General features: G+C 52.3%; 21 protein-coding genes. 12 read left to right on the forward strand and 9 right to left on the reverse strand.

Translation table 11 applies throughout. The features are described from left to right. The first annotated feature begins 45 nt into the window (after positions 1-45). Complete coding sequence (locus tag RNAN_RS09120; RefSeq protein WP_008221040.1) at positions 46-1,107, forward strand: efflux RND transporter periplasmic adaptor subunit; 1,062 nt, start codon at positions 46-48, stop codon at positions 1,105-1,107. 3 nt (positions 1,108-1,110) lie between these two features. Next, entirely contained in the window at positions 1,111-4,245 is a 3,135-nt protein-coding gene (locus RNAN_RS09125; RefSeq protein ID WP_008221044.1) for an efflux RND transporter permease subunit, read from the forward strand. On the opposite strand, the gene RNAN_RS09130 is transcribed toward RNAN_RS09125, so the two are convergent. Next, positions 4,242-4,424, reverse strand: coding sequence for a hypothetical protein (locus RNAN_RS09130; RefSeq protein WP_008221046.1), 183 nt, complete (start codon positions 4,422-4,424; stop codon positions 4,242-4,244). The two genes, RNAN_RS09125 and RNAN_RS09130, sit on opposite strands and share 4 nt — an antisense overlap. Before the next feature lie 152 nt (positions 4,425-4,576). On the opposite strand from RNAN_RS09130, the gene RNAN_RS09135 reads away from it, so the two are divergent. The 4 genes from RNAN_RS09135 (at position 4,577) to RNAN_RS09150 (ending at position 9,815) form a co-directional block, all read left to right on the forward strand. Next, positions 4,577-5,548 carry a calcium/sodium antiporter gene (locus RNAN_RS09135; RefSeq protein ID WP_040551955.1) on the forward strand — a complete coding sequence of 324 codons (972 nt, stop codon included), beginning with the start codon at positions 4,577-4,579 and terminating at the stop codon, positions 5,546-5,548. 3 nt (positions 5,549-5,551) lie between these two features. Further along, complete coding sequence (locus RNAN_RS09140) at positions 5,552-7,762, forward strand: exonuclease domain-containing protein (protein WP_008221050.1); 2,211 nt, start codon at positions 5,552-5,554, stop codon at positions 7,760-7,762. Positions 7,763-8,039: 277 nt separating this feature from the next. Then, positions 8,040-8,657 carry a hypothetical protein gene (locus RNAN_RS09145; protein ID WP_040551940.1) on the forward strand — a complete coding sequence of 206 codons (618 nt, stop codon included), beginning with the start codon at positions 8,040-8,042 and terminating at the stop codon, positions 8,655-8,657. Positions 8,658-8,738: 81 nt separating this feature from the next. After that, the gene (locus tag RNAN_RS09150; protein ID WP_008221052.1) at positions 8,739-9,815 is read left to right on the forward strand and encodes a hypothetical protein; all 1,077 of its coding nucleotides are present in this window, start codon (positions 8,739-8,741) and stop codon (positions 9,813-9,815) included. Between the two features lie 391 nt (positions 9,816-10,206). Here the strand turns inward: RNAN_RS09150 and RNAN_RS09155 are convergent, their stop codons facing one another. The 5 genes from RNAN_RS09155 to bla form a co-directional block, all read right to left on the reverse strand. Beyond that, on the reverse strand, positions 10,207-10,605 hold the full coding sequence (locus RNAN_RS09155; RefSeq protein ID WP_148275696.1) for a hypothetical protein: 399 nt from the start codon (positions 10,603-10,605) through the stop codon (positions 10,207-10,209). A gap of 35 nt (positions 10,606-10,640) precedes the next feature. After that, on the reverse strand, positions 10,641-11,138 hold the full coding sequence (locus RNAN_RS09160) for a hypothetical protein (protein WP_040551942.1): 498 nt from the start codon (positions 11,136-11,138) through the stop codon (positions 10,641-10,643). A 137-nt stretch (positions 11,139-11,275) separates the two neighbouring features. Next, on the reverse strand, positions 11,276-11,404 hold the full coding sequence (locus RNAN_RS18925; RefSeq protein ID WP_008221056.1) for a HepT-like ribonuclease domain-containing protein: 129 nt from the start codon (positions 11,402-11,404) through the stop codon (positions 11,276-11,278). Between the two features lie 44 nt (positions 11,405-11,448). Beyond that, positions 11,449-11,847 (reverse strand): type VII toxin-antitoxin system MntA family adenylyltransferase antitoxin, encoded by a 399-nt coding sequence (mntA, locus tag RNAN_RS09165; RefSeq protein ID WP_008221057.1) that lies wholly within the window; start codon positions 11,845-11,847, stop codon positions 11,449-11,451. A gap of 126 nt (positions 11,848-11,973) precedes the next feature. Next, entirely contained in the window at positions 11,974-12,903 is a 930-nt protein-coding gene (bla, locus tag RNAN_RS09170; protein WP_008221058.1) for a subclass B3 metallo-beta-lactamase, read from the reverse strand. A gap of 343 nt (positions 12,904-13,246) precedes the next feature. Between bla and RNAN_RS18680 the strand changes: the two genes are divergently transcribed. Then, positions 13,247-13,888 (forward strand): hypothetical protein, encoded by a 642-nt coding sequence (locus RNAN_RS18680; RefSeq protein ID WP_008221060.1) that lies wholly within the window; start codon positions 13,247-13,249, stop codon positions 13,886-13,888. 290 nt (positions 13,889-14,178) lie between these two features. Here the strand turns inward: RNAN_RS18680 and RNAN_RS09180 are convergent, their stop codons facing one another. After that, positions 14,179-15,465, reverse strand: coding sequence for a glycerophosphodiester phosphodiesterase family protein (locus tag RNAN_RS09180; RefSeq protein ID WP_008221061.1), 1,287 nt, complete (start codon positions 15,463-15,465; stop codon positions 14,179-14,181). 242 nt (positions 15,466-15,707) lie between these two features. On the opposite strand from RNAN_RS09180, the gene mtgA reads away from it, so the two are divergent. The 3 genes from mtgA to RNAN_RS09195 all read left to right on the forward strand — a co-directional run bounded on the left by mtgA (position 15,708) and on the right by RNAN_RS09195 (position 18,350). After that, positions 15,708-16,397, forward strand: a complete 690-nt coding sequence (mtgA, locus tag RNAN_RS09185; protein WP_008221062.1) for a monofunctional biosynthetic peptidoglycan transglycosylase — start codon at positions 15,708-15,710, stop codon at positions 16,395-16,397. Positions 16,398-16,424: 27 nt separating this feature from the next. Then, entirely contained in the window at positions 16,425-17,642 is a 1,218-nt protein-coding gene (locus RNAN_RS09190; RefSeq protein ID WP_008221064.1) for a serine hydrolase domain-containing protein, read from the forward strand. A 288-nt stretch (positions 17,643-17,930) separates the two neighbouring features. Next, positions 17,931-18,350, forward strand: a complete 420-nt coding sequence (locus tag RNAN_RS09195; protein WP_008221066.1) for a GFA family protein — start codon at positions 17,931-17,933, stop codon at positions 18,348-18,350. 47 nt (positions 18,351-18,397) lie between these two features. Here RNAN_RS09195 and RNAN_RS09200 read toward each other — a convergent pair whose 3' ends face one another. After that, positions 18,398-19,300: a LysR family transcriptional regulator gene (locus tag RNAN_RS09200; RefSeq protein WP_008221068.1), complete on the reverse strand. Its 903-nt coding sequence runs from the start codon at positions 19,298-19,300 to the stop codon at positions 18,398-18,400. 275 nt (positions 19,301-19,575) lie between these two features. On the opposite strand from RNAN_RS09200, the gene RNAN_RS09205 reads away from it, so the two are divergent. Next, positions 19,576-20,544 carry a DUF1852 domain-containing protein gene (locus RNAN_RS09205; RefSeq protein ID WP_040551943.1) on the forward strand — a complete coding sequence of 323 codons (969 nt, stop codon included), beginning with the start codon at positions 19,576-19,578 and terminating at the stop codon, positions 20,542-20,544. Continuing rightward, on the forward strand, positions 20,541-21,572 hold the full coding sequence (locus tag RNAN_RS09210) for a methionine synthase (RefSeq protein WP_008221072.1): 1,032 nt from the start codon (positions 20,541-20,543) through the stop codon (positions 21,570-21,572). Before RNAN_RS09205 ends, RNAN_RS09210 begins: the two co-directional genes overlap by 4 nt. A gap of 8 nt (positions 21,573-21,580) precedes the next feature. Here RNAN_RS09210 and RNAN_RS09215 read toward each other — a convergent pair whose 3' ends face one another. Further along, the gene (locus RNAN_RS09215; RefSeq protein ID WP_008221074.1) at positions 21,581-22,366 is read right to left on the reverse strand and encodes a putative hydro-lyase; all 786 of its coding nucleotides are present in this window, start codon (positions 22,364-22,366) and stop codon (positions 21,581-21,583) included. Positions 22,367-22,395: the final 29 nt, after the last annotated feature.

Genomic DNA, 22,395 nt, shown 5'->3' on the forward strand with positions numbered 1-22,395 from the left:
ACTATAGCGCTTAACAAGAACCGTTCTTATCTGGTAGGGAACCTTATGCGCAAGCTTGTGCCACTGATATTCAGTAGCTTTTTTTCCGTTGGCGTGTTGGCGCAGGACGCCGCACCGGTGCAGGTGGTACAGGCAAAACAGCAGGCGCTGGCGCAGCAGCTGGTATTAAGTGGCAGCTTAACCGCGCAGCAGGACGCGGCCTTATCCAGCCGCACCGCCGGCCTGGTTGCCAGCCTGTTAGTCGATGCCGGCGCCGAGGTCAGGGCAGGCCAGCCACTGCTTAAACTTGACAGCACTCTGGCGCAGCACGAGCTGGCGCAGCAACAGGCTGCCTTTAATGCCGCTTTGGTGCGCGAAGCTGAAGCCGAGCGGCTGGTCACGGAAGCCGAGCAGTTAAGTGCCCGCCAGTTATTTCCGCAAACCGAACTGACTTTACGCCGGGCCGCGCTGGCGCAAGCCCGGGCCGACGCTACAAGGGCGAAGGCTGCGCTGGCACAGCAACAGGAAGTGGTCGCGCGCCATACACTGACGGCGCCTTTTGCCGGCGTTATCGCGCGGCGTTTTACCGATGTTGGCGAGTGGGTTGATTTAGGCACACCGGTGCTGCAACTGGTTAGCCTGAACCCGCTGCTGTTGGATCTGCAAGTCCCACAAGAATATTTTAGTGAGCTAAATAACCTGCGCCGGGTTGAGGTGGTGCCAGATTTGCAAAGCGGCCAGCGCCTGGCAGCGACGCTGAGCGCAGCGGTGCCGGTGGGCGATGCTGGCGCCCGCAGCTTTCTGGCCCGCTTTAGTGTAAACACCGGGCAGCAGCCTTTATTGCCGGGCAGCTCGGCCAGTGCGACGTTGTATTTTGAGCGTGACGACAGCACTGTGCTGGTGGTGCCGCCTGATGCACTGCTGCGTCACCCGGATGGTAATTTCAGCCTGTTTAGCATTAAGGATAATACAGCGCAGCGGCATCTGGTGCGGCTGGGCAAAACCAGCGAGCAGGGGGTGGAGATTTTATCCGGCCTGCCAGAGGGCCAGCCGGTGGTGGTGCGCGGTAATGAAACCCTGCGTGACGGCCAGCCGGTTAGCATCGTTAATAGCCCGGACAAGGAGTAAGCGATGCTGGATGCAGGTATTCGCCGGGGCACCATTTTAACCGTTGCTGTGCTGATTTGCTGTGTGCTGGGTATCGTCGCGGCGCTGCGTATACCGGTGCAGATGATCCCTGATCTGGATGTCCGCACCATCAGTGTGATCACCGGCTGGCCCGGTGCTACGCCGCAGGATGTGGAAAAAGAAATCCTGATAGAGCAGGAGCGCTATCTGCGTACCCTGCCGAACTTAAAACGTATGATCTCGCGTGCCGGCACCGGTTCGGCCCAGATAGAGCTGGAGTTTCCCTTTGGTGTCGATGTTAACGAAGCGCTTATTCGCGTCAGCAATGCGTTAAGCCAGGTGCCGTCGTACCCGGAAAATGTCGACCAGCCAAGGCTTTACAGCAGCTCGTTTTCGAATAATGCCTTTATGTACTTCCGCCTGATGCCACTTAGTGGTAACCCGCTGGCGCTGGATATGGATATGCTGCGCGACTACGCCGAAGACTATGTGCGGCCACAAATGGAGCGGGTGCCGGGCGTATCGGAAGTCGGGGTCAGTGGCGGTGCCGAGCGGCAAATTCAAATTCTGGTCGATCCGGCCAAGCTGGCGCAGCGTGGCCTGAGCCTGACCGATGTGCGCGATGCCATACGGGCCCGTAACCGCGACAGCTCGGCCGGTGATATCGACAGCGGCAAGCGGCGTTATTTGCTTAGAATGGTGGGCCGTTTCGACAGTTTGCCGCAGCTGGAAAACCTGATTTTGCTGCAGCAGGGTGATATGCAGGTGCGGCTAAAAGATGTGGCAACGCTGGTGCTGGATCATTTTGAAGTGCGCGAGCTGTCGTTTGCCGACGGTGAGCGCACGCTGGGCTTGTCGGTGCGCCGCGAGCCCGGCTCTAATGTGATTGATATCAAACAGCAGATGATGCAGGTGGTGACCCAGCTGAATCAGGATACGCTGGCCGGCAATGGCCTGCAGCTGATGCTGATAAGCGATGATGTGCGCTATGTCGAAGACTCTATCCGCAATGTCTGGACTAATCTGGCGCTGGGTGCCGTCCTGGCCACCTTAGTGCTGTATTTATTTTTACGCTCGGGCCGCGCCACCCTGGTGGGCGTGCTGGGGGTACCGGTATGTACCATAGCGGCGTTTTTGGGCCTGTTGGCGTTTGGCCGCACCATTAATGTTATTTCGCTGGCCGGTATTGCCTTTGCTATCGGCATGACGATGGACAACACCATAGTGGTGCTGGAAAGCATTGAGCAGGCGCGCCGGCGCGGGCTGGACCGTATTGAAGGCGCTATCGCCGGTGTGCGCGAGGTCTGGCCGGCGGTGCTGGCCTCTACCCTGACCACGGTGCTGGTGTTTGTGCCGGTGTTGTTTGTCGAGCAGGAGGCTGGCCAGCTGTATTCCGATATCGCCATTGCCATCGCTGCTGCCATTATCGCCTCTATGCTGGTAGCAGTATTTGTGGTGCCGGCCGCGGTGGCAAAGCTTGGTTTTGGTGGCACGGTTACTGAGCAGCAAGATGTTACCCCTACCGGCTTGTTAGCGCTGGTGCAGGCGATTATTGCCAGCTCACTGCGCCGGCGTATTACTGTTGCTGTTACCGTGCTGCTGACGCTGGGTGGTGCCTGGTATGTGCTACCACCGGCTGAATATTTGCCCGAAGGCGAAGAGCCGAAAGCTTTTTCATCGATGATAGCGCCGCCGGGGTATAACTTGTCGGAAATGGCGCTGATTGCCGAGGAAATTCGTGCCAGGCTGGATGTGGAAGTTAACCGCGCGCCAACAGCCTTTAACAACGGCGAAACCGCGATGCCGCCGCTAAAATACTATTCGCTCAGTGTGTCAGTAGGCCGTATCCGGGTACTGAGTGAGCCGGTGCGCCCGGCCGACATTGATGCCATGATGCAGGCGATCACCACGCTGTTTCGCCAGTACCCCGGTATGCGGGCGTTTTCGGCGCGCGGCTCTATTATCAGCAGTAATGACGGCGGCACCCGTGCGGTGGCGCTGGACATTTCCGGGCCCGATCTCGCCAGCCTGTATGCCACTGCTGATGCGGCCTATGTTGCTGCCGGCCAGTTGTTTGACCAACCACAGCTTAACTCTGAACCCTCGTCGTTATCACTGGATCAGCCGCTGGTGCAGATCCGCCCGCGCTGGCAGCGGCTGGCCGAGCTTAACTTTAGTGCCGCCGATTTTGGCTATGCGGTATCGGCGCTCAGTGACGGTGCTTATGTTGATGAGTTTTTTATCCGCGACGATAAAGTAGACATGTTTTTATTTAGCAGCGCCGGTAACCAGCAAAGCCTGGCGCAACTGGCGCAAACGCCGGTGTTAACACCCTCGGGCGCTGTGCTGCCGCTAAGTAGCCTGGCCGACTTAGTTGAAGTGGCCGACAGCGACACCCTGCGCCGCGTTGATGGCCGCCGCACGGTAACGCTGTATATTATTCCGCCGCGCTCGGTGGCGCTGGAAACCGCAGTGGCCACAGTGCAACAACAACTGGTGCCACAGCTGCGCCGCGATGGCGCCATTGGCAGTGATGTGACGCTGGATATCTCCGGCGCCTCTGATCAGCTGGATGAAACCAAGGCCGCGCTTAGCGGTAACTTTGCGGTGGCGGTGCTGCTGATTTATCTGCTGCTGGTAGCGATTTTCAGCCACTGGGGCTATCCGCTGTTTATTCTGGCTACGGTGCCGCTGGGGCTGGCCGGCGCGCTGGTCGGGCTGGTCAGCATTAATGGCGTCAGTAGTGCCTTGTCGCTGGTGGGGCTGGGCGGTTTTCATCAACCCTTTGATATGATCACCATGCTGGGCTTTTTAATTTTGCTGGGTACCGTAGTGAATAACCCGATCCTGATTGTTGATCAGAGCCGGCATAACCTGAAAAACGCTGGCATAGCGGTAACAGAGGCGGTCATGCAGGCGGTGGCGACCCGGCTTCGGCCGATTTTAATGTCAACCGCCACCACGGTATTTGGCCTGGCGCCGCTGGTGCTGATCCCCGGCGAGGGCACCGAGCTTTATCGTGGAGTGGGCATTATAGTGCTGTGTGGTTTGCTGTTTTCAACCCTGATTAGCCTGACGTTTTTACCGGCACTGTTGGTTAGTGTGCTGGGCAGAATACGGCGGCAAGTGCAGCCCTAGTCAGAGAAAAAGGCAAACTTAATCACCTGTGCCAAAATCAGCAATGCCACCAGCGGCATAATATAGCGGCTTAATTTGGCGGTTTGCTCGCTATCGCGGCTGCCGTATTTTTCCGCTAAGGTGACCAGAATAAACAGGGCAGCAAACAGCAGGGCTAAAATGGTGATAAGGGTTGTCATAACAGGCTCCACTTTTGACGGCTCTCATAGCCTCAGGCCGTGAGCTTAACCGCTTTTAAAAATAGTTTCAAAAGAGCGCTGTGGCCGCTTCATTGGCTTTAAGCCGACATGCTATGCTGCGCGCAGTTTTAACGCCGAAAAAGGACGACGTTATGTTATTGGCTATAGTTGCACTGATTGCCGGTTTGGCGCTGCTGGTTTGGAGCGCCGATAAGTTTGTCGATGGCGCTTCTGCCACCGCCCGTTACGCCGGTATGCCGCCGTTGTTAATCGGTATGATTATTGTCGGCTTTGGCACCTCGGCGCCGGAGATGGTGGTATCGGCGATGGCCGCCAGTGACGGCAACCCGGCGCTGGCACTGGGTAATGCCTATGGCTCGAACATTACCAATATCGCGCTGATTTTAGGTTTGGTGGCGCTGTTAAGCCCCATTGCCGTGCACTCGCAAGTGCTGAAAAAAGAGCTGCCAATCTTAATGCTGGTTACCCTGTTTGCCGGCTGGCAGCTGTTTGACCATCAGCTTAGCAGCCTTGATGCCTGGTGTTTGCTTGGCGTGTTTTTTGCGCTAATGGCCTGGTCGGTGTGGCAGGGTATGCGTAACCCGCAGGACGCCTTAGCGACAGAAATGGAAGAAGACTTAACCGGCCAGCCAAAAATGACGCTAAAGCAGTCGATTATCTGGCTATTGGTAGGCCTGGTACTGTTAATTATTGCCTCTCGCATGCTGGTATACGGTGCGGTATTTATTGCGCAAAGCCTGGGTGTCAGCGAGCTGGTAATTGGCTTAACGGTAGTGGCGGTCGGTACTTCGCTGCCAGAGCTGGCATCATCATTAATTGCCATTAAAAAAGGCGAGCACGATATCGCGCTGGGTAACGTTATAGGTTCTAACCTGTTTAATACGCTGGCGGTGGTGGGTATTGCCGCCATGATTGAGCCAATGGCTGTAGATGCAGTGGTGTTAAGCCGTGACTGGACGCTGATGGCGGTATTAACCGCAGCGCTGTTTATCATGGGGTATGGCTATAAAAAACAGGGCCGTATTAACCGGCTGGAAGGTGGCTTGCTACTGGCCGTGTTTGTTGGCTACACCGGCTATCTGGTTAGCACCGTTATTGCTTAACGCATGGCGCACCTTAAGCCGGAGCTCGACAGCGGTTACTACCTGCAGCACTTTAACGAGCTGCTGCAGTTTGTCAGTAAGCACTACGCGCCCTGCTTAACGGCCGATAGCCGCCGCTATATCAGTGACTTTGCCGCGCTCAGCGTGCCGGCGCAGCAGCTGCTGGTGCGCATGCTAAACCGCAAAGGCAATGTATTTGCCGACAGCGAGCTTAATTACACTGAAATAGGCCCGCCAGGGCCGGTGCTGGATGAGCTGGCCGCAGCCGGCTTTATCGGTAGCCTTAGCAGCGATAACTTAGCCGATTTTTGGCTGCGTTTAACCAAAGATACGCTCTGGCAGCTGTTACAGCTGGCCCAGCAGCAGTTGCCAGCACCTATTACAGTGAAAAAAAGCCAGACCAAGCCCGAATTACTGCGCAGCGCGCTGAAACTCGAGGTAAACTGGCTAGTGTTTATCAGCCAGCTACCGCAGCGCTATCTGGTGCTGCAACGCCAGCAGCCACTTAACTACCTGTATTTTCTCTATTTTGGCCGTATTGAAGCTAACTTATCGCTGTTTACCCTGCGTGATCTGGGTATCCGCCAAACCGGCCAGCTTAAGCAGCAGTTTAGCCCTCGTTTTACCGACTTAGCGCAGGCACAGCTGGCGTTTGCTCTGGCCAGCGCCAAGCAGCAGGTGTTTGAGTTAGCTAAACAGCTAAAACAGCAGCCTGAAGCCGCTGCTGCATTACTGACCCCCTGGCTGGCTACGCTAAGCCAATGGCCACAGACCGACGATAATGCATTGGCGCTCAAACGCAGCGAACGCTGTTATCAGTTAGGTAAGCTGGCCGAACAGTATCAGCTTAAAGAGCTGGCCATCCGCTTTTATCAGCAAAGTGCCGGTTTCCCGGCCAGTGAACGTCTGGTGCGGCTGTATTACAGCAGTGGCCAAACTGACCAGTGCCAGCAGTATCTGCAGCAGCTACTGGACGACCCCAGCTGTGATGAAGAGTGGCTGTTTGCCGATGATTTTTATCAGCGTAAGTTTGCCGGTAGCATCAAGCGCTCTGTGTTAACAGAGCTATTACGTAGCGCGCCGCAAACCGGCATCGACGAGCTGTACAGTGGTAAAGCCGAGCAGGGTTTAATGGCGTATTACACCAAGCATGGCTATCGCACGTTTCACAGCGAAAACAACCTCTGGCTGGCGCTGTTTGGCCTCTGGTTCTGGCACGAGCTGTTTGAACACAGCGACAGCGCACTGCATAACCCCTTTGAGCGCCGGCCACGCAATTTAGCCGGCGGCGGTTTTTATCAGCAGTTTGCCAGCGCCATAGAGCACAAGCTGGCACAACTGGCACAGCCCGGTGCCGACAAGCAGCTGCTTAGCGCCTTAACTGCGCATTATGGCAAAGCCAATAGCCTGTTTTACTGGCACAGCGACTTGGCCGAGCAGCTACTGCCACTGCTGCAATATGCTGCCAAAAATGATGGCGTAAGCAGCTTAGCGCCCATATTGCGCGCTATGGCGCAGGATTTTAACCGCCATAGCAGCGGCTACCCCGATTTACTGCTGATCAAAGCAAACCAGCTGGAATTTGTTGAGGTAAAAGCCCCGGGCGATAAAATTCAGCGCCATCAGCTGGCGCGCCTGCAGGCCCTGAACAAGGCTGGTTTTAACGCGCGGATAGAAAAACTGCAGTGGATAGTCGATCCCAACCGGCTATACGTGGTGCTCGATGTCGAAACCACCGGCGGCAAAGCGGGCACCGACAGAGTGATTGAAATTGGCGCAGTGAAACTGCAGGGCGGCGAAGTGATAGACAGCTATAGCACACTGCTAAATCCACAGCGGCCTATCCCATCCTTTATCAGCCGCTTAACCGGTATCAGTAACAGCATGGTCAGCGACGCGCCCAGCTTTGCTCAGATTGCTAATAAACTTGCCGACTTCCTGCAAGGCGCAGTCTTTGTCGCCCATAACGCCAAGTTCGATTACGGCTTTATCCGCGCCGAATTTGCCAGGTTAGAGCAGCCGTTTGATATGCCGCAGCTATGCACCGTAGTAAATATGCGCCGCTATTACCCGGGGCTGCAATCATACAGCTTGGGTAAGCTGTGCCAAGAGTTCGACATAAAGCTAACCAACCACCACCGAGCGCTGGATGATGCCACCGCCACCGCAGAGCTGTTAAAGCTGATTAATGCCAGGCGTGTTACAGCGCAATAATCTGTTGCCCGAAAATCTGCTTGTTCTCACTGTTTAAATGCATAGTTTCGCCTTTGAGTTTTTTATCTGCAACTTGCGGGTTTAAAACTCGTAGTTTACCAAGGCAAAATTGCTACAAGATAAAAATGCTTGATTTACATTCTACTAGCGAAATAGACTGGAACTAAATTTGAGACTTGCTTTGGAACTTGCGGTGTCATCAACGCGCAACTCGCGGGTTTTGATCCTTTGAATAGATTGTTAAGTGGTCAACCGTACAGCTGCGGAGTATTTCTAATTGGAAAAAAATAACGGCAAGACTAAAGACTTGGTTATTGAGGCTGGGATGCAGTTGATCCCGTATGTAGGAGGATCGCTTGCAACGATTTACTTCGGCTCGAAACAAGAAAGGCGGTTTGCTCGCTTAGAGTCATTCTATAGTGAGCTCGCCGACGAAATACGGAATGCCCCTAAGCAACTTTCTTTGAGCAGCCAAGATCCTGCCGCCCTAGAGGCTATAATCGAGCTAATCCATGAAAAAGTAGAGGCGGAGCCTTTAGAAGAAAAGCGAAAGTATCTACGTAACTACTACAAAAGTACATTGGAAAGCCCCATTGGGACGAATTTCGACGAGAGAAAACATTTTCTTGAGGCGATAGCGCAAATGTCATTGCTAGAATGCGAGCTGCTGGGATACGTAAAAGATAACCCTGATCTTCTCCTTGGGGAAATCCAGAGGCCTGGGATTGAGCAATATGCAATCGTCGGTGCTGTAGGCACCCTTAAATTGAGAGGGTTCGTGATAGGAAAGCAAGATGTTTTCAACAGTGGTGGAACTACCGACAATGCGCTTTTCGAGAAAATATCGATATCCGCATTTGGCTCCTCGTTTTACGAGTTCTGCCTGCGCACTTAATAAACGCAAGCAGCGGAGCAATTCTCCTCTGGCGCTACATATTGCCCGCTGTTGCGAGCGTTATGCCTTTGGGTGGTAAGCATGAGTAAATCGAAAATTCCTCAAGAAATGTTTCAGCATGTTGTTAATAATGCGCTCGACTTCTTGGGACAGTCGATTGCGGAACTACAACAGAAGCCGAAGTATTCCGTGATTCATTTTCATGCAGCCATTGAACTTGTATTGAAAGCAAGGCTGATGAGCGAGCATTGGACTTTAGTTATTTCACCTAAAAAGCAAGCAGACTGGCAGGAATTCACCCAAGGTAAATTTGTCTCTGTAACTTTAGAAGAGGCAGCGACAAGATTGGAAAAAGTTGCTCAATCAGGTCTTGGAGATAAGCAACTCAAGTCATTCCGAGCAGTAACTAAGCATAGAAACCAGATGGTGCACTTTTACCACGCGGCAGAAACAGAGCAAGCTGGAATTCAAAGAATTCAAGCCATTGTTAAAGAGCAGTTATCGGCTTGGTATTTTTTACATGATTTGATGCTTGGCCAGTGGAAAGATACATTTAAAGAGTGGAAACAAGAGATTTCGGAAATTGATGCGAAGTTACGTGAGCATCATGAGTTCTTAAAAGTGGTGTTTGAAGAGCTCAAGCCGAAAATTGAAGAACAAGTTTCTGAGGGGTATATCTTTCATACGTGCCCTTCCTGTGGATTTGAGTCTGATAGACATCCAGATGAAAGTGACAGTCTGTACGAATCGAAATGTTTAGTGTGTGGCCTAAACGAGCAATGTATTCTCATTGAGTGTACTGAATGTGAGGAAGGGGAAGCATTGTATCGAGGGATAGCTGAAGCAGAATGCTCTAGCTGTGGACATCACCACGATGGAAGCCAGTTACTTGAGAAGTTTGTAGATGATGGGGCAGCCCATATGGCCGTCAAAGACGGGGGAAACTATCCATTCCCTCTTAATTGTGGCGAATGTATGTGCTACGAAACCGTCGTTGAAGTAGCTGACTCTCAATATCTTTGTACGGAATGCTTCGCAGTTTCTGATACTTATGGAGTTTGCGGTTGGTGTAACGATGAGTCTACCAATTTGTCTGAAGACTCATATTGGAGAGGCTGCGAATTCTGTGATGGTCGAGCCGGTTGGGATAAAGATTGACGTGCAAGGGTATAACAATTTGCTGTACACGGATAAATTACTCGCTGCGCTCGCAATTTACCGGTGAGCAAAGCGTTGGCCCCCCCCGTTCTTGAAGCTACTAACATTGGTAGGCTCCTCCAACTTTTGAACACAGCCGGTTTGCAATGAGCCTAACACATATGAGCCTTCCCGGAGTCAATAGGTAAAACCTCTCTTCTGGCCGCGCTAGCGGCCAGGCTCTTGCCCATCAGTAAGATACACTGCTTCATCTGTCATCATGGTTGCCAGGCAATAGTCTGCAACATACACATATCGGGGCTCTCTTGTCCCACGCTCAATGAGTGTCTGCTGGTTTTAGCATCCTGCTGACAGTTTTTAGCGTTTTTGTCCCCGCTTCGTAGCTAATGCGCTATTTAGATAATACGATAATGGACGCCCAGTTGCTGTCGTTTCTGACTAAGTAAACTGTGCGATCTGCCAGGCAAAAACGTAGTGTTTTGCCGTTGCTGGCGACCTGCATATTTTTGTCGAACGGGGTTATTGCCACTACAGTGCCGTCAAATAATGCATCGGTAATGTCGTAATCGGTATAGCTGCCATCTGGCTGGTACTTACTAACAAACTGTTGCAAATCAGCAAAGCTGCGGCTGCTTTCAATCTTGCTGACGATAATGCCTTCAATGTCTTTGTTGCAATCGGAGTAGATAACAGAAGCACCACCAAACATGGCTTCGTTGCTTGTGCACAGGGCTGCCGGATCAGGAGCCATAAATGTGCTCTCAGTGATGTCAAAGGCAGTAGCAGTCATGCTATAAAGCATTGTTGCAAATAGTAAAAATATCTTCATAGACTACCCGCTTTTTTAAGTCTGGTAACCATATTGGCTTCCAAGGCGTTGCGCCACAAGTCAAAACTTACACTTTCCATCATGAACTGATCTATAACGGCAGCAACATCGGTCATAGTTTTTAGGGATAAATAATTTGAGTAGTGTTTGCTGATATGACCAAGTGGCTTGATAGCCTTGCCAGTATGTTCCAGAATATTGCCACCACCTTCAGCAGCAAAACCGGTAGGGTCACTTATCGCATTGGCAATTTTTGGCAAAGTATCGCCCAACATCAGCAGGCGTATGTCATCCAGTAAATGTGTTCTGGTAGTTATGGCAACTGCTTTATTGCGAAGGATCATATTTATCTGACCATTCGATATCCCGCCCTGAGCGAAAAGATCCATAAACATTGCTACTTCAACTCTCTCCATTACGGCAGAGCAATGATTCTGCATAAGCCTTTGCCTAACATTCATTAATTTAGCTTTTGCACGCTCTAAGTTTTTCACTATCGCTTCCTTTCTGTCGGATGAATTGGTGCGAATAATATCACAAAAGTTAATTTAATGGTTATTTTTGTTAAGTTCTGTGAGGGAAAGGGGGCGTAGCTAATTAATCTGATAGTGAATTAACAGGGACAGTGTCATTAGTTCTTGCCAAGCAGCAACTGGCAGTACTGGTTAAAATCATCTAACCGCTGGGTAATCACATACTCGGTAACCGCCAGTTGCAAGCGCTGATACTCATGTACCGCGATATTTCTGAAACCGACCATTTTTTCATCTTTTCTGCTAATTCAGCAGGTAAAAAGCCGGCATATCACTTACGGCCATAAACAGCACCTAGTTCTCTTATATCCTGAATTACACCGGCACGCGCTTCGTTAAGTGCAGTCATTTGCGATAACACCATAGCTTCATAAACGCCGACACTGCTGTCGATAGCAAACAAGCGCTGGCCTGTCATCAGGATCTGGTATTGCATCACCGTAGAGGCGGCGCGAAAGTCGAGTAAATCGACTTCGCAGTTGACCAGCTCGGCGATATCACTGCTAATGTCCCACAGCTCAATGACATCGGCGTAGCCTGCTACCAGCACAGCTAAATCGAGATCGCTGTTGTTATCGGCATTGCCACTTACCTGGCTGCCAAAAGCATAGACTGCCATTAAATTGGGTAAACGTTGTTGCAACAACTGCAGTATTGGCGAGAAATTCAACCCGGGCTCCGCTGTTCAGGCTGTATAGCTTATGCACAGCAGTGTAACTCTTGCTTTAGGGCAGGGCAAATAGCGCTAAGCCAGTAAGCTAGCGACGTAAACGAATATAGCGGCGGAGCTAATAATCTAACGCTCGCTACGCCCTTCCTTCACAGTTTCTTCTGTTAAACGCTTTTGCAGCCGCTGTTTTACGGCTTGTGAATAAAGCACACAACCATTGGCATCGGTTAAACCCGTGCTGCTTTGCAGCCGCGTGCGCATATCACTGGCCGATGGGTGGGGCGTAAGCAGAATTTGACACTCCAGCGCTGCCAGTTTATCCAACCCGGCGCGGTACGCTTGCAGGTAACTAAGGTGCTGGCTAAAACGATAACTGTCGCTGCTTACCGGCGATAAGCTGTCGGCATACACCAACACCTTGCACTGCTGCGCTTCGCAGCTGGTCCACTGCCAGCTTAAGGCTCCGGGGGTGTGGCCGGGCGTTGCCACCGGCAGCAGGCTTAGCTTGCCCAGGGTTACTTGCTGGCCTGCTGTAACCAGGCCATCCACCCTTGCCGCCGGGAACGGCTCGTGCATGCCAGCTTGCGGATCGGCCGCATTTACCACGCCGCTGCTTAACACCGGCGCTGCGACAGGCGATGCCAGCAGCTTTGCACCGCTTAGTTGCTGCAGCTGGGCTAAACCGGCGACATGATCAAAGTGCTCATGGCTTTGCAGCAGCAGCTTTACGTCCTGCAGTGAAAAGCCAAGCGTACGGATATTGGCGGCGATGACCTCTGCACCGGCGGCGGTGGCGCCATCGATCAGAATATGGCCGTCAGCACCGGTGATCAGAATAGCGCTGATGCCACAGGTGCCGACATAGTAACTGTTACCATAAATTTGATACGGCGGCCCGGCTTTGTCCCACTTATCCCAGTCGGTACAGCGGTTAACCCAGTCACTTGCCGGTGGGGCGGACGGCGTTAGCGGTGCTGTGCTGCAACCGGCCAGCACGGCAGCAAAACTTAATGTACCGAGCAGTGAAAAATAGCGAAAATGTTTAGCCAGGGTCATAACCGGCGCCTTACTATTTGGCGGTACACCGAAGATACGCCGTCGTGGTAAATTTAATGCGCCAAACATTAGCGGGCTTTAATCTGCTTTACAACCCCGAATATGGCGGCGGAGCTAACAATCTATGTCGTTTGCCCTTGCCAAGCCGCTGGCAGTAAAGATTAACATCATCTAACCGTTAGGTAAGCATATAGCTGGCTGCCAAAAGCATACAGCGCCATTACATTGGGTAAACCTTGTTGCAGCAATGGTAATTTGATGACATGGCAACTTACACTGGCTAAGCCGGCCAGCCTGATTTAGCATAGTTAGCAGTTTCAGTTAGCGTTGGGCGGATGCCACTGTGAAAACGTTATTGTCGATATTGCTGCTGTGCCTGTCTTTACTGCTGGCGGCGCAAACGCCGCACCAGCATGACTATACCGGTAGCCACGGCATGGTGCTGTTTGCTGCCAATGACAGCCTGTTGGTGTCACATTTGCCGCTGTACCGGCCGCCACACGACTACCAATTGGTGTATGAAGTGGCGCTGCCAGCCGGCATTCAGCATGCGGTGCTGGCACAGCTGCAGCACAATAGCTTGCTAACCTTGTTACCGGCCGACTTTGACTTGCGCCGGATGATTAACGCCAACGTATTTAGTGTCGACGCTGACATTTACCAGGGCCATTTTGAACGGGGCGGCGAGCGCTGGTTAAGCGGTATTGCGGTGACATTTCGCCGTCAGCTATATCAACGCCGGCTGCCCGATGTAAATAAGCTGGCCGAGAACGGCAGCTATACGGCATTTAGTCACCATGACCAGTTGTTTTTGCTGCATCAGATAGGCACAGCGCCCGGCTATGATCATCTTCTGAAGGTATCTGCGTTACCGCCGGTTCTGCAGTTTCACCACAGTACGCCACAGCAGGTACTGGGCTTGATACAGCAACAAGGTATACAGGTACAACAACTGTATCTGGAAACGCAGGACTTTCAGCCCTGAGTGATGGATGAGTTTGGTGCGGGCGCTTGTTCCTTGCCGCGCACACTGGTCGAATCGGTACAGAGCATTGTATTGCCGAAATAGCTGTTGCCCGGGTATCTGGGGTCGGCGCTGATACAAATAATCTACCCCTTGGCTCATTTCATACCCGGTAACGGCCAGCTGCAAGCGCTGATATTTGCGGCCATAAACGGCATCTTGTTGTCTGATATCCGGTAGTAAAGCGCCGCGAAAGCCGGGTAAACCGACTTCGCAGCGCTTAACTGCCTGTGTTGGCCGGCTACTTGCTGTTAGCGCAAACCCATACAGTTGGCATAATGGCTAACGCTGGCGGGCCAGTCGGAGAAGACGCCGATGACACCGACGTCTTGTGCCAGCACATGCAGTACCTGCATCATATCGCCGTCGTTATTAATTACCGGCTTAACAGTTTGGTAGTACCAACCGCCGCCGTTTTGTAGCGGGCCAGAGCGCTCGAATGACCAGGCAATAAGGTTAAGGCCGGCGTTTTTCGCCTGGCGGGCATAGTCAGACGGCACTATCTGGTTATTACTGTCCAGCTGCAGCAGGGCCCACATTGGCGGCGCAACAATGTTTATGCCTTCGGCTTTATAGCCCTGCAGCTCGGCAGCGCTTGGCAGTTGAGACGGGTCGTTAGCGTCATCCAGATAGACCGCCTGGCGGCCAAAGGCGGGCTCGTTGGCCAGCCAGTAACGCACATCAGCAATATTAAACGACTGTGGCCAGACATCTTTGGCTTTCACGCCGGCGGCGCGGTACTCATCGATCAGCTGCTGGGCGTAATCGGCCTGGCTGTAATCGCCTTGATACGGCATCGGCACTTCGGGGGCTTTTAGCTCAGGGGTAAACTTCACGCCTAGCTGCTTAAATAGCTCGATACTTTCGGCGTGCGTCAGCAAAGTGCCTTTGCCGGCGTATAAATCGGTGCGCCAGGTGGGTGTGGCCTGCATATACTCGGCCACGGTAGTCGCTTGTGGGTTAAAGGCATCCATTTTGCCGGTTAACTGCTTAAATTCGTCCAGCGTAATATCACTGGTACAGCAGCGGGCGCTGGCAGGTGTGCCGCTAAGCGGGTCGGCCGGGGTAAAAGGCTGGCTGCATTTGGCAGCCAGTTCGGGTATCGCCAGGATATTGGTGGTGGTGTGTAAGTCACACTGCGAATGGCGGCAAACCAGCTGTTTATCCTGGGTAAAGGTGACGTCGCATTCCATAATGCCAGCGCCCATTCTGGCCGCTGCTTCATAAGACTCTTTGGTATGCTCCGGAAACTGCAGTGGCGCACCGCGATGGCCAATCGAGAACAGTGTGCTTTTAAGTTTGCGGCCATTCGGGCAGCTTTGCAGCAGGGTTTTAACCGGGCCCGGGTCCATGTCATCAATAAGATAAAACGGCCTTGGCCCCAGCTGCACGGCATAAGGTTGTGGCGGTTTAAGCTGTACATTGTGCTTAGCCGCGGTATCGTTTGGGCTGGTGGCCAGTACCGTAACAGGGGCGCATAGCCAGGCCAGCGCTACAGCAGCCAGGGTAGGCCCACGTAACAGGGTGATTGAGCGCATAAGGTTCTCCTTCAAGGCAAGGGTAAAACATTAACGGACGGACAGACAGCTCAGACGTATCCCAGGTAACACCACATCAGGCTAGTGATTAAATGTGAATAAAACGTGTTTTTTTGATGACGATATGGTGATTTAAGGCTGCTGCTACATGGGTAGTGTGCTATAGCTGCGTAGGGTTTTGCTGGCGGATATTCTATACTGTCGGCCGTTAGCGCTAAGTAAAAGGTGATAAGTGAGGCGAAATGACACAGCATAAACGCGGCATTTTGGGCTGGTTATGGTTTATTAGCTGGCGTGCAGTGTTGGCACTGCTGTTGCTGTTATTGCTGCTACTAGTGACGCTGCGTTTTGTGCCGCCGCCCACCTCCGCTTTTATGCTGCAAAGCCCGTATCCGCCACGTTATCAATGGGTGAATATCGACAGCTTGCCGGCACACCTGCCGCTGGCACTGGTGGCGTCTGAGGATCAGCGTTTTGTGCAGCATTATGGCGTTGACTTTGCCGCCATCAGTAAGGCACTAGAGCAGTATGACGATGGTGGCGGCCTGCGCGGCGCCAGTACTATCAGCCAGCAAACCGCGAAAAACCTGCTGTTGTGGCCGGGACGCAGCCTGGTACGCAAAGGGCTTGAAGCCGGCCTGGCACTAAGCCTGGAACTGGTTTGGGGCAAAAAGCGCATCTTAGAGGTGTATTTAAATATTGCTGAATTTGGTAAAGGCATTTATGGCGTCGAAGCGGCCAGTCAGCACTATTTTGGCAAAGCTGCCCGCCATTTAACGGTGAACCAGGCGGCCCGGTTGGCGGTTGTGTTGCCAAGTCCGCGCAAGCGTGACCCAACACAATTAACGCCTTACCTGGAGCAACGCGTGCAATGGGTTGAGCGGCAAATGCGTCAATTGGGCTATGGTTATTTAGCGCCTATGCTTAAATAAACCGAACTGACATAGGAACCCTGGCCGATGCATCCTTTCCAGCGCTTAACCGCACCTGTTGTTATCTTGTTTCTTATCTGCAGCGCTGTGGTTACCGCGGCAGAACCTGTTTATCGGCATGCCGCTGAAGAGATCGGCACAGTGCGCCAGGTGTATGATGGCAAACTGTACCCGGATATTCAGGTAAACACCTTTCGTAACATTGACCGCTTGTTTCCAAGCCGCACGGTAAAGCGGGGCGACAGCATAAGCCCGCTGCAAGTCAGTAATAAGCCGTTAGCACAGTTCAGCTTTAGCCTGAACGGCCAGCAGTATGATTTATATGATGTGCTGTCGATGAACCGGGTTGGCGGCCTGCTGATTATCCACAACGGCCAGGTGCAGTTTGAGTCCTATCAGCTGGGTAATGATCAACACACGCGCTGGATGTCGATGTCGGTGGTTAAGTCGGTTACCGCAACCCTGGTGGGTGCGGCGATACAGGATGGCCTGATCAATAGCATTGATGATGCCATCGTCAACTACCTGCCACGCTTTAAAGGTACGGCTTATGCTGATGTAAGTGTAAAGCAGTTGCTGCAAATGAGCTCGGGTGTGGCCTGGAATGAAACCTACACTGATCCGGCATCTGACCGGCGCCGGATGCTAGAGGCGCAAATCAGCCAGCAGTCGGGCAGCATTTTGGATCTTATGGCGGCGCTGCCACGCGCGGCCAAGCCTGGTAGCGTATGGAATTACAGTACCGGTGAAACCCAGCTGGCCTCGGCATTAGTACAGGCGGCAAGCGGCAAAACCGTATCGCAGTATTTGTCTGATAAAATCTGGTCAAAACTGGGTATGCAGGCCAACGCCACCTGGTGGCTGGATGCCGCGCAGGGGCAGGAAATTGGCGGCAGTGGCTTATCGGCGACCTTACGTGATTATGGCCGTTTGGGCTTATTCTGGCTGAATGACGGTGTAATTACCGTTGACGGTAAAAAGCAACGGGTGTTACCCACCGGCTGGATGCGTGCTGCCAGTAGCCGGCAACAGATTGGCGGTAACACCGTTGATTACGGCTATATGCTGTGGCCGCTGCATGGCAACAGCTATGCCGCTGAAGGTATCTTTGGTCAGTACCTGTTTGTCGACCCCGACACTAAGCTGGTGGTGGTGATGTTAAGTGCGCAAGCCAAACCGCTGGGCCGGGCTGCCATTGATGAGCATGCCTTTTTACAGGCGCTGTCGGCGCATTATCGCCAGTAGCCGACGATAAAGCATGGCCTGATCGCCAACAGTGCAATATCTCGGCGCGGCAATTTCGGCTGCGATATGCCCTAGCGCAGGATATGCCGCAGACAAATTAAGCGTCGCTTACACGGTCGGCCGTGAGCACTAAGTTACCGATAATGCGTAAGTCGAGATTACAGCAGGTGCTGTATGAGTATGACGTTCTTAGGCAACTTTTTTACAACTTTACACAGTTAGGCAGATTAACGGGGTGTAAGGTAGGTAAAGTTTAACAACTTGTTACATTTAAGCGGGGAGATAACAATGTCAGTGCAACGTCATGGGCAGTGTATTTGCGGCCAAGTAAAAATAACCGCCAGTGCGGCAGATCATAAAGTGGGAGCCTGCCATTGCAGTATTTGCCGGCGTTGGGGCGGCGGCCCGCTGCTGGCGCTGGATTGTGGTACCAATGTCCGCTTTGACGGCGAACAACATATTCGCGCCTACCGCTCGTCAGAATGGGCCTCGCGCGGCTTCTGTGCCGAATGCGGCACGCATTTGTTTTACCGCCTGAGCAAGAATGGCCAGTATATTATGCCGGCCGGTTTATTTGATAACGCCGACGATCTGGTGTTCGACCATCAGGTGTGTATCGATAGCAAGCCGGGCTATTACAACTTTGCCGAAGCCACTCACAATATGACCTGCGATGAAATGTTTGCCGCCTTTGCGCCGCCGCAATAGCGCATTTTGTCGCTGGCTCCAGCTGAGTAAACCCTAGGACCTGTAGTTCATAGTGTTTCGCCTGCAGCTGAGTAACCTTTCGCCAAAGCAATAAAGCGCTGGATATGGTTGTTGTGCTTTTCCTGTTTACGGTAACCAATATAAATATGTTTATGGATACCGTGCTCACCCAGGCGCACCAACGCTATCGGCAGGATGTTGGCATATTCCTGTGCCAGCCATTTGGGCATAGCGGCTACGCCGCGGTTGGCGGCCACCATTTGCAGAATAATGTCGGTGGCTTCCAGGGTTTTATGGGCTTTAGGCATACATTGAGCCGGCAGTAAAAACTGCTGAAAAATATCCAGCCGTGCGGTTTCTACCGGATAGGTCAACAGAGTTTGCTCACTTAGTTGCTGTGGGCTGACGTTAGCTATGTCGGCCAGCGGGTTTTGTTGGCTGACCACCAGCACCAGTTCATAGCCAAACACCGGCTCAAATTCGATGCGGGCCTTGTTGATGGGGTCGGGTGTGATCAGTAAATCAATATCATAGTTAAACAGCGCAGCCATACCGCCGAACTGAAAACGTTGTTTCACGTCGATATCGACCCCCGGCGATTGGGCCAAAAACGGCTGAACTACCCTTAGTAGCCACTGATAGCAGGGGTGGCACTCCATGCCGATACGTAAACTGCCTTTTTCGTTGGCGGCAAACTGACGCAGTGTATCGTCGATACGCTCAAACTGCGGCAACAGCCGGTTCGCTTGCTCCAGCAGATATTCACCGGCTTGTGTCAGGCGGATCTGTCGGCCATCTTTTAACCACACATTGACACCAGCATGCTGTTCCAACTTTTTAATGCTGTGGCTCAGCGCGGACTGTGTCAGGTGCAGTTTAGCAGCGGCGGCGGTGACTGAGCCGCTGCGGCTGATCTCCCGCAGAATACTCAGGTGGATTTTTTCAATCATGCTTTATCTATGAACCCTAATCATTGGATTGTAAAAATACATCGTTTTGTGTCATGCGTACAGGGTTCAAGATTAGGATGGTTAAGCTAAGTGGTGAGTATGTAGTGATGATTTACATTCATTGATTGATGAGAAAGTATCATTTTTAATCATTAAAAATTGCGCCTATGCTTTATTGTATGTTTAGACGTCTGGAAGTCTTTATTTGTCAGCGTCAAACAACAACCGGCTGTTCAGGCCTGATGTTGGCAGTGAAGCAAAACAGGGTGGCAATTATGAGTAACGATTTTAGCTTTAGCATTACACGACAAGCCTTTGATGAGCATTATCAGCCGGCAGACAGTACACGGCTTACGACCAATTTTGCCAATTTAGCCCGGGGTGACAACCGGCAGCAAAATTTGCGCAACGCCCTTAGCATGATAAACAACAGGTTTAATGCCTTAGCACAATGGGACAATGCTACGGCAGATCGTTACGCGGTAGCGCTGGACATTATATCGGTTGATATCCAGATTAGCGGCAGCAGCCATAGCTTCCCGTCGATTGAAGTATTGCAAACCCACATCGTTGACCACCAAACCAAGGTGCGTCTGGCGGGCATCGTCGGCAATAACTTTTCTTCCTACCTGCGCGATTACGACTTTAGCGTACTGCTGCTTGAGCACAATAAGCAGCAAGCCCAATTCAGTATTCCGGCAAATTTTGGCGACCTGCATGGCAAACTGTTTCAGTGTTTCATTAACTCAGAGACATACAAGCAGCATTTTTCCAAGCCGCCGGTTATATGCCTGAGTGTGTCAGATAATAAAATCTATTACCGTACAGAGAATCAGCACCCGGTATTGGGCGTGGAATACCAGCCAAATGAGCCATCGTTAACCGAGCAGTATTTTCAGAAAATGGGGCTGCAGGTGCGCTATTTTATGCCGCCCAACAGCGCTGCGCCGCTGGCGTTTTACTTTATCGGTGACTTGCTGAATGACTACACTAACCTGGAACTGATTAGCACCATCAGCACCATGGAGACGTTTCAGAAAATCTACCGGCCGGAAATTTATAACGCTAATGCGGTGGCGGGTAAGTGTTATCAGCCAAGTCTGAAAAACGCCGACCACTCAATCACGCAAATAGTGTATGACCGTGAGGAGCGCAGCCGCTTGGCGCTTGAACAGGGTAAATTTGCGCAAGAGCACTTTATTAAACCACACCAGGCCAAATTACAGCAGTGGAGCTTAGCATGACGACATTACTCCCCACGTCAACGGCTGGCAGTTTGCCCAAGCCGTCCTGGCTGGCACAGCCAGAGACACTCTGGTCACCCTGGAAGCTGCAGGGGGATGAGCTGACGAGCGGTAAACGGGATGCGCTGGCGCTGGCGCTGCAACAACAGCAGCAGGCGGGTATTGATATTGTCAGCGATGGTGAGCAAAGCCGGCAACACTTTGTTACCAGCTTTATTGAGCACTTAAACGGCGTTGACTTTGTAAACCGCAAAACGGTGCGTATTCGTAACCGCTACGATGCCAGTGTGCCAACGGTGGTCGGGCCGGTATCCAGGCAGAAGCCGGTGTTTGTCGAAGATGCGACGTTTTTACGCCGGCAAACGACACAGCCAATAAAATGGGCCTTGCCGGGGCCAATGACGATGATCGACACCTTGTACGATGGCTATTATCAAAGCCGCGAAAAGCTGGCCTGGGAGTTTGCCAAAATACTCAATCAGGAAGCCAAAGAGTTGGTCGCGGCAGGGGTAGATATTATTCAGTTTGACGAGCCGGCCTTTAACGTGTTTTTTGATGAGGTTAACGACTGGGGCATCGCCTGTTTAGAGCGTGCCATCGAAGGCCTTAACTGCGAAACCGCCGTGCATATTTGCTATGGCTACGGCATTAAAGCCAATACCGACTGGAAACAAACGCTGGGCAGTGAGTGGCGCCAGTACGAGCAGATTTTCCCCAAACTGCAGCAATCGAATATCGATATTATCTCCCTGGAGTGTCATAACTCGCGGGTACCGCTGGAGCTGCTGGCGCTTATCCGCGGCAAAAAAGTGATGGTCGGTGCCATAGATGTGGCTACTGATACGATTGAAACGCCGGACGAGGTGGCCGCGACCCTGCGAAAAGCGCTGCAGTATGTCGATGCCGATAAACTTTACCCCTGCACTAACTGTGGCATGGCGCCATTAGCGCGCCATATCGCCAATGGCAAACTACAGGCGTTAACGGCTGGCGCAGCTATAGTGCGCCAGGAGCTGCAGCGGCGGTAACAGCTTAATCACAATACCGACAGTTTACTGTTTGGCACATCGGTAACCAACATATGGCCGGGGCTGTGGGTGATGCAAAACTCCACCCCGGCATTGGCAATTGCCACTTGCGGTGTTACGCCGCAGGCCCAGAACACCGGCACCTCGCCCGGCTTTATCGTTACCGCATCGCCAAAATCCGGCTTAGTAATATCAGTAATACCAATAGCCATTGGGTCACCAAAGTGCACCGGTGCACCGTGCACCTGCGGAAAGCGCGAGCAAATCTGAATCGCCCGTATTGCATCTGCAGGCAGCATCGGCCGCATACTGACCACCATACCACCGTGAAATACCCCGGCCGGGGTGCAGGCGATATTGGTACGGTACATCGGCACATTGACGTTTTCGCTGATATTACGAATTTCCAGGCCATCGGCCAGCAGTGACTCTTCAAACGAGAACGAGCAGCCGATTAAAAACGTGACTAAATCATCACGCCAGTAGTCGCGTACATCGGTGACCTCTTCAATCAACCGGCCCTGACGAAAAATACGGTAGCGTGGTAAATCGCTGCGGATATCCAGATCGTTGGCTAATGCCGGCATATCAATAGCACCGGGTGTGGCCGCCATCCCCAGCAGTGGGCAAGGTTTGGGGTTAAAGTGGCAAAACTGCAGAAAATCGGCGGCATACTGTTTGGGCAATATCGCCATATTAGCCTGCACAAAGCCGGGCGCTAAACCCGAGGTATTGCCGCTAAAGGCGCCACTGCGGCACTGCTGACGTAACTGATAAGGGGTTAATACAGACATTAGGGCTCCTGCACACCATAGCATTGTTA

The sequence above is a fragment of the Rheinheimera nanhaiensis E407-8 genome (genome assembly GCF_000296695.1).
Lineage (GTDB): Bacteria > Pseudomonadota > Gammaproteobacteria > Enterobacterales > Alteromonadaceae > Alishewanella > Alishewanella nanhaiensis.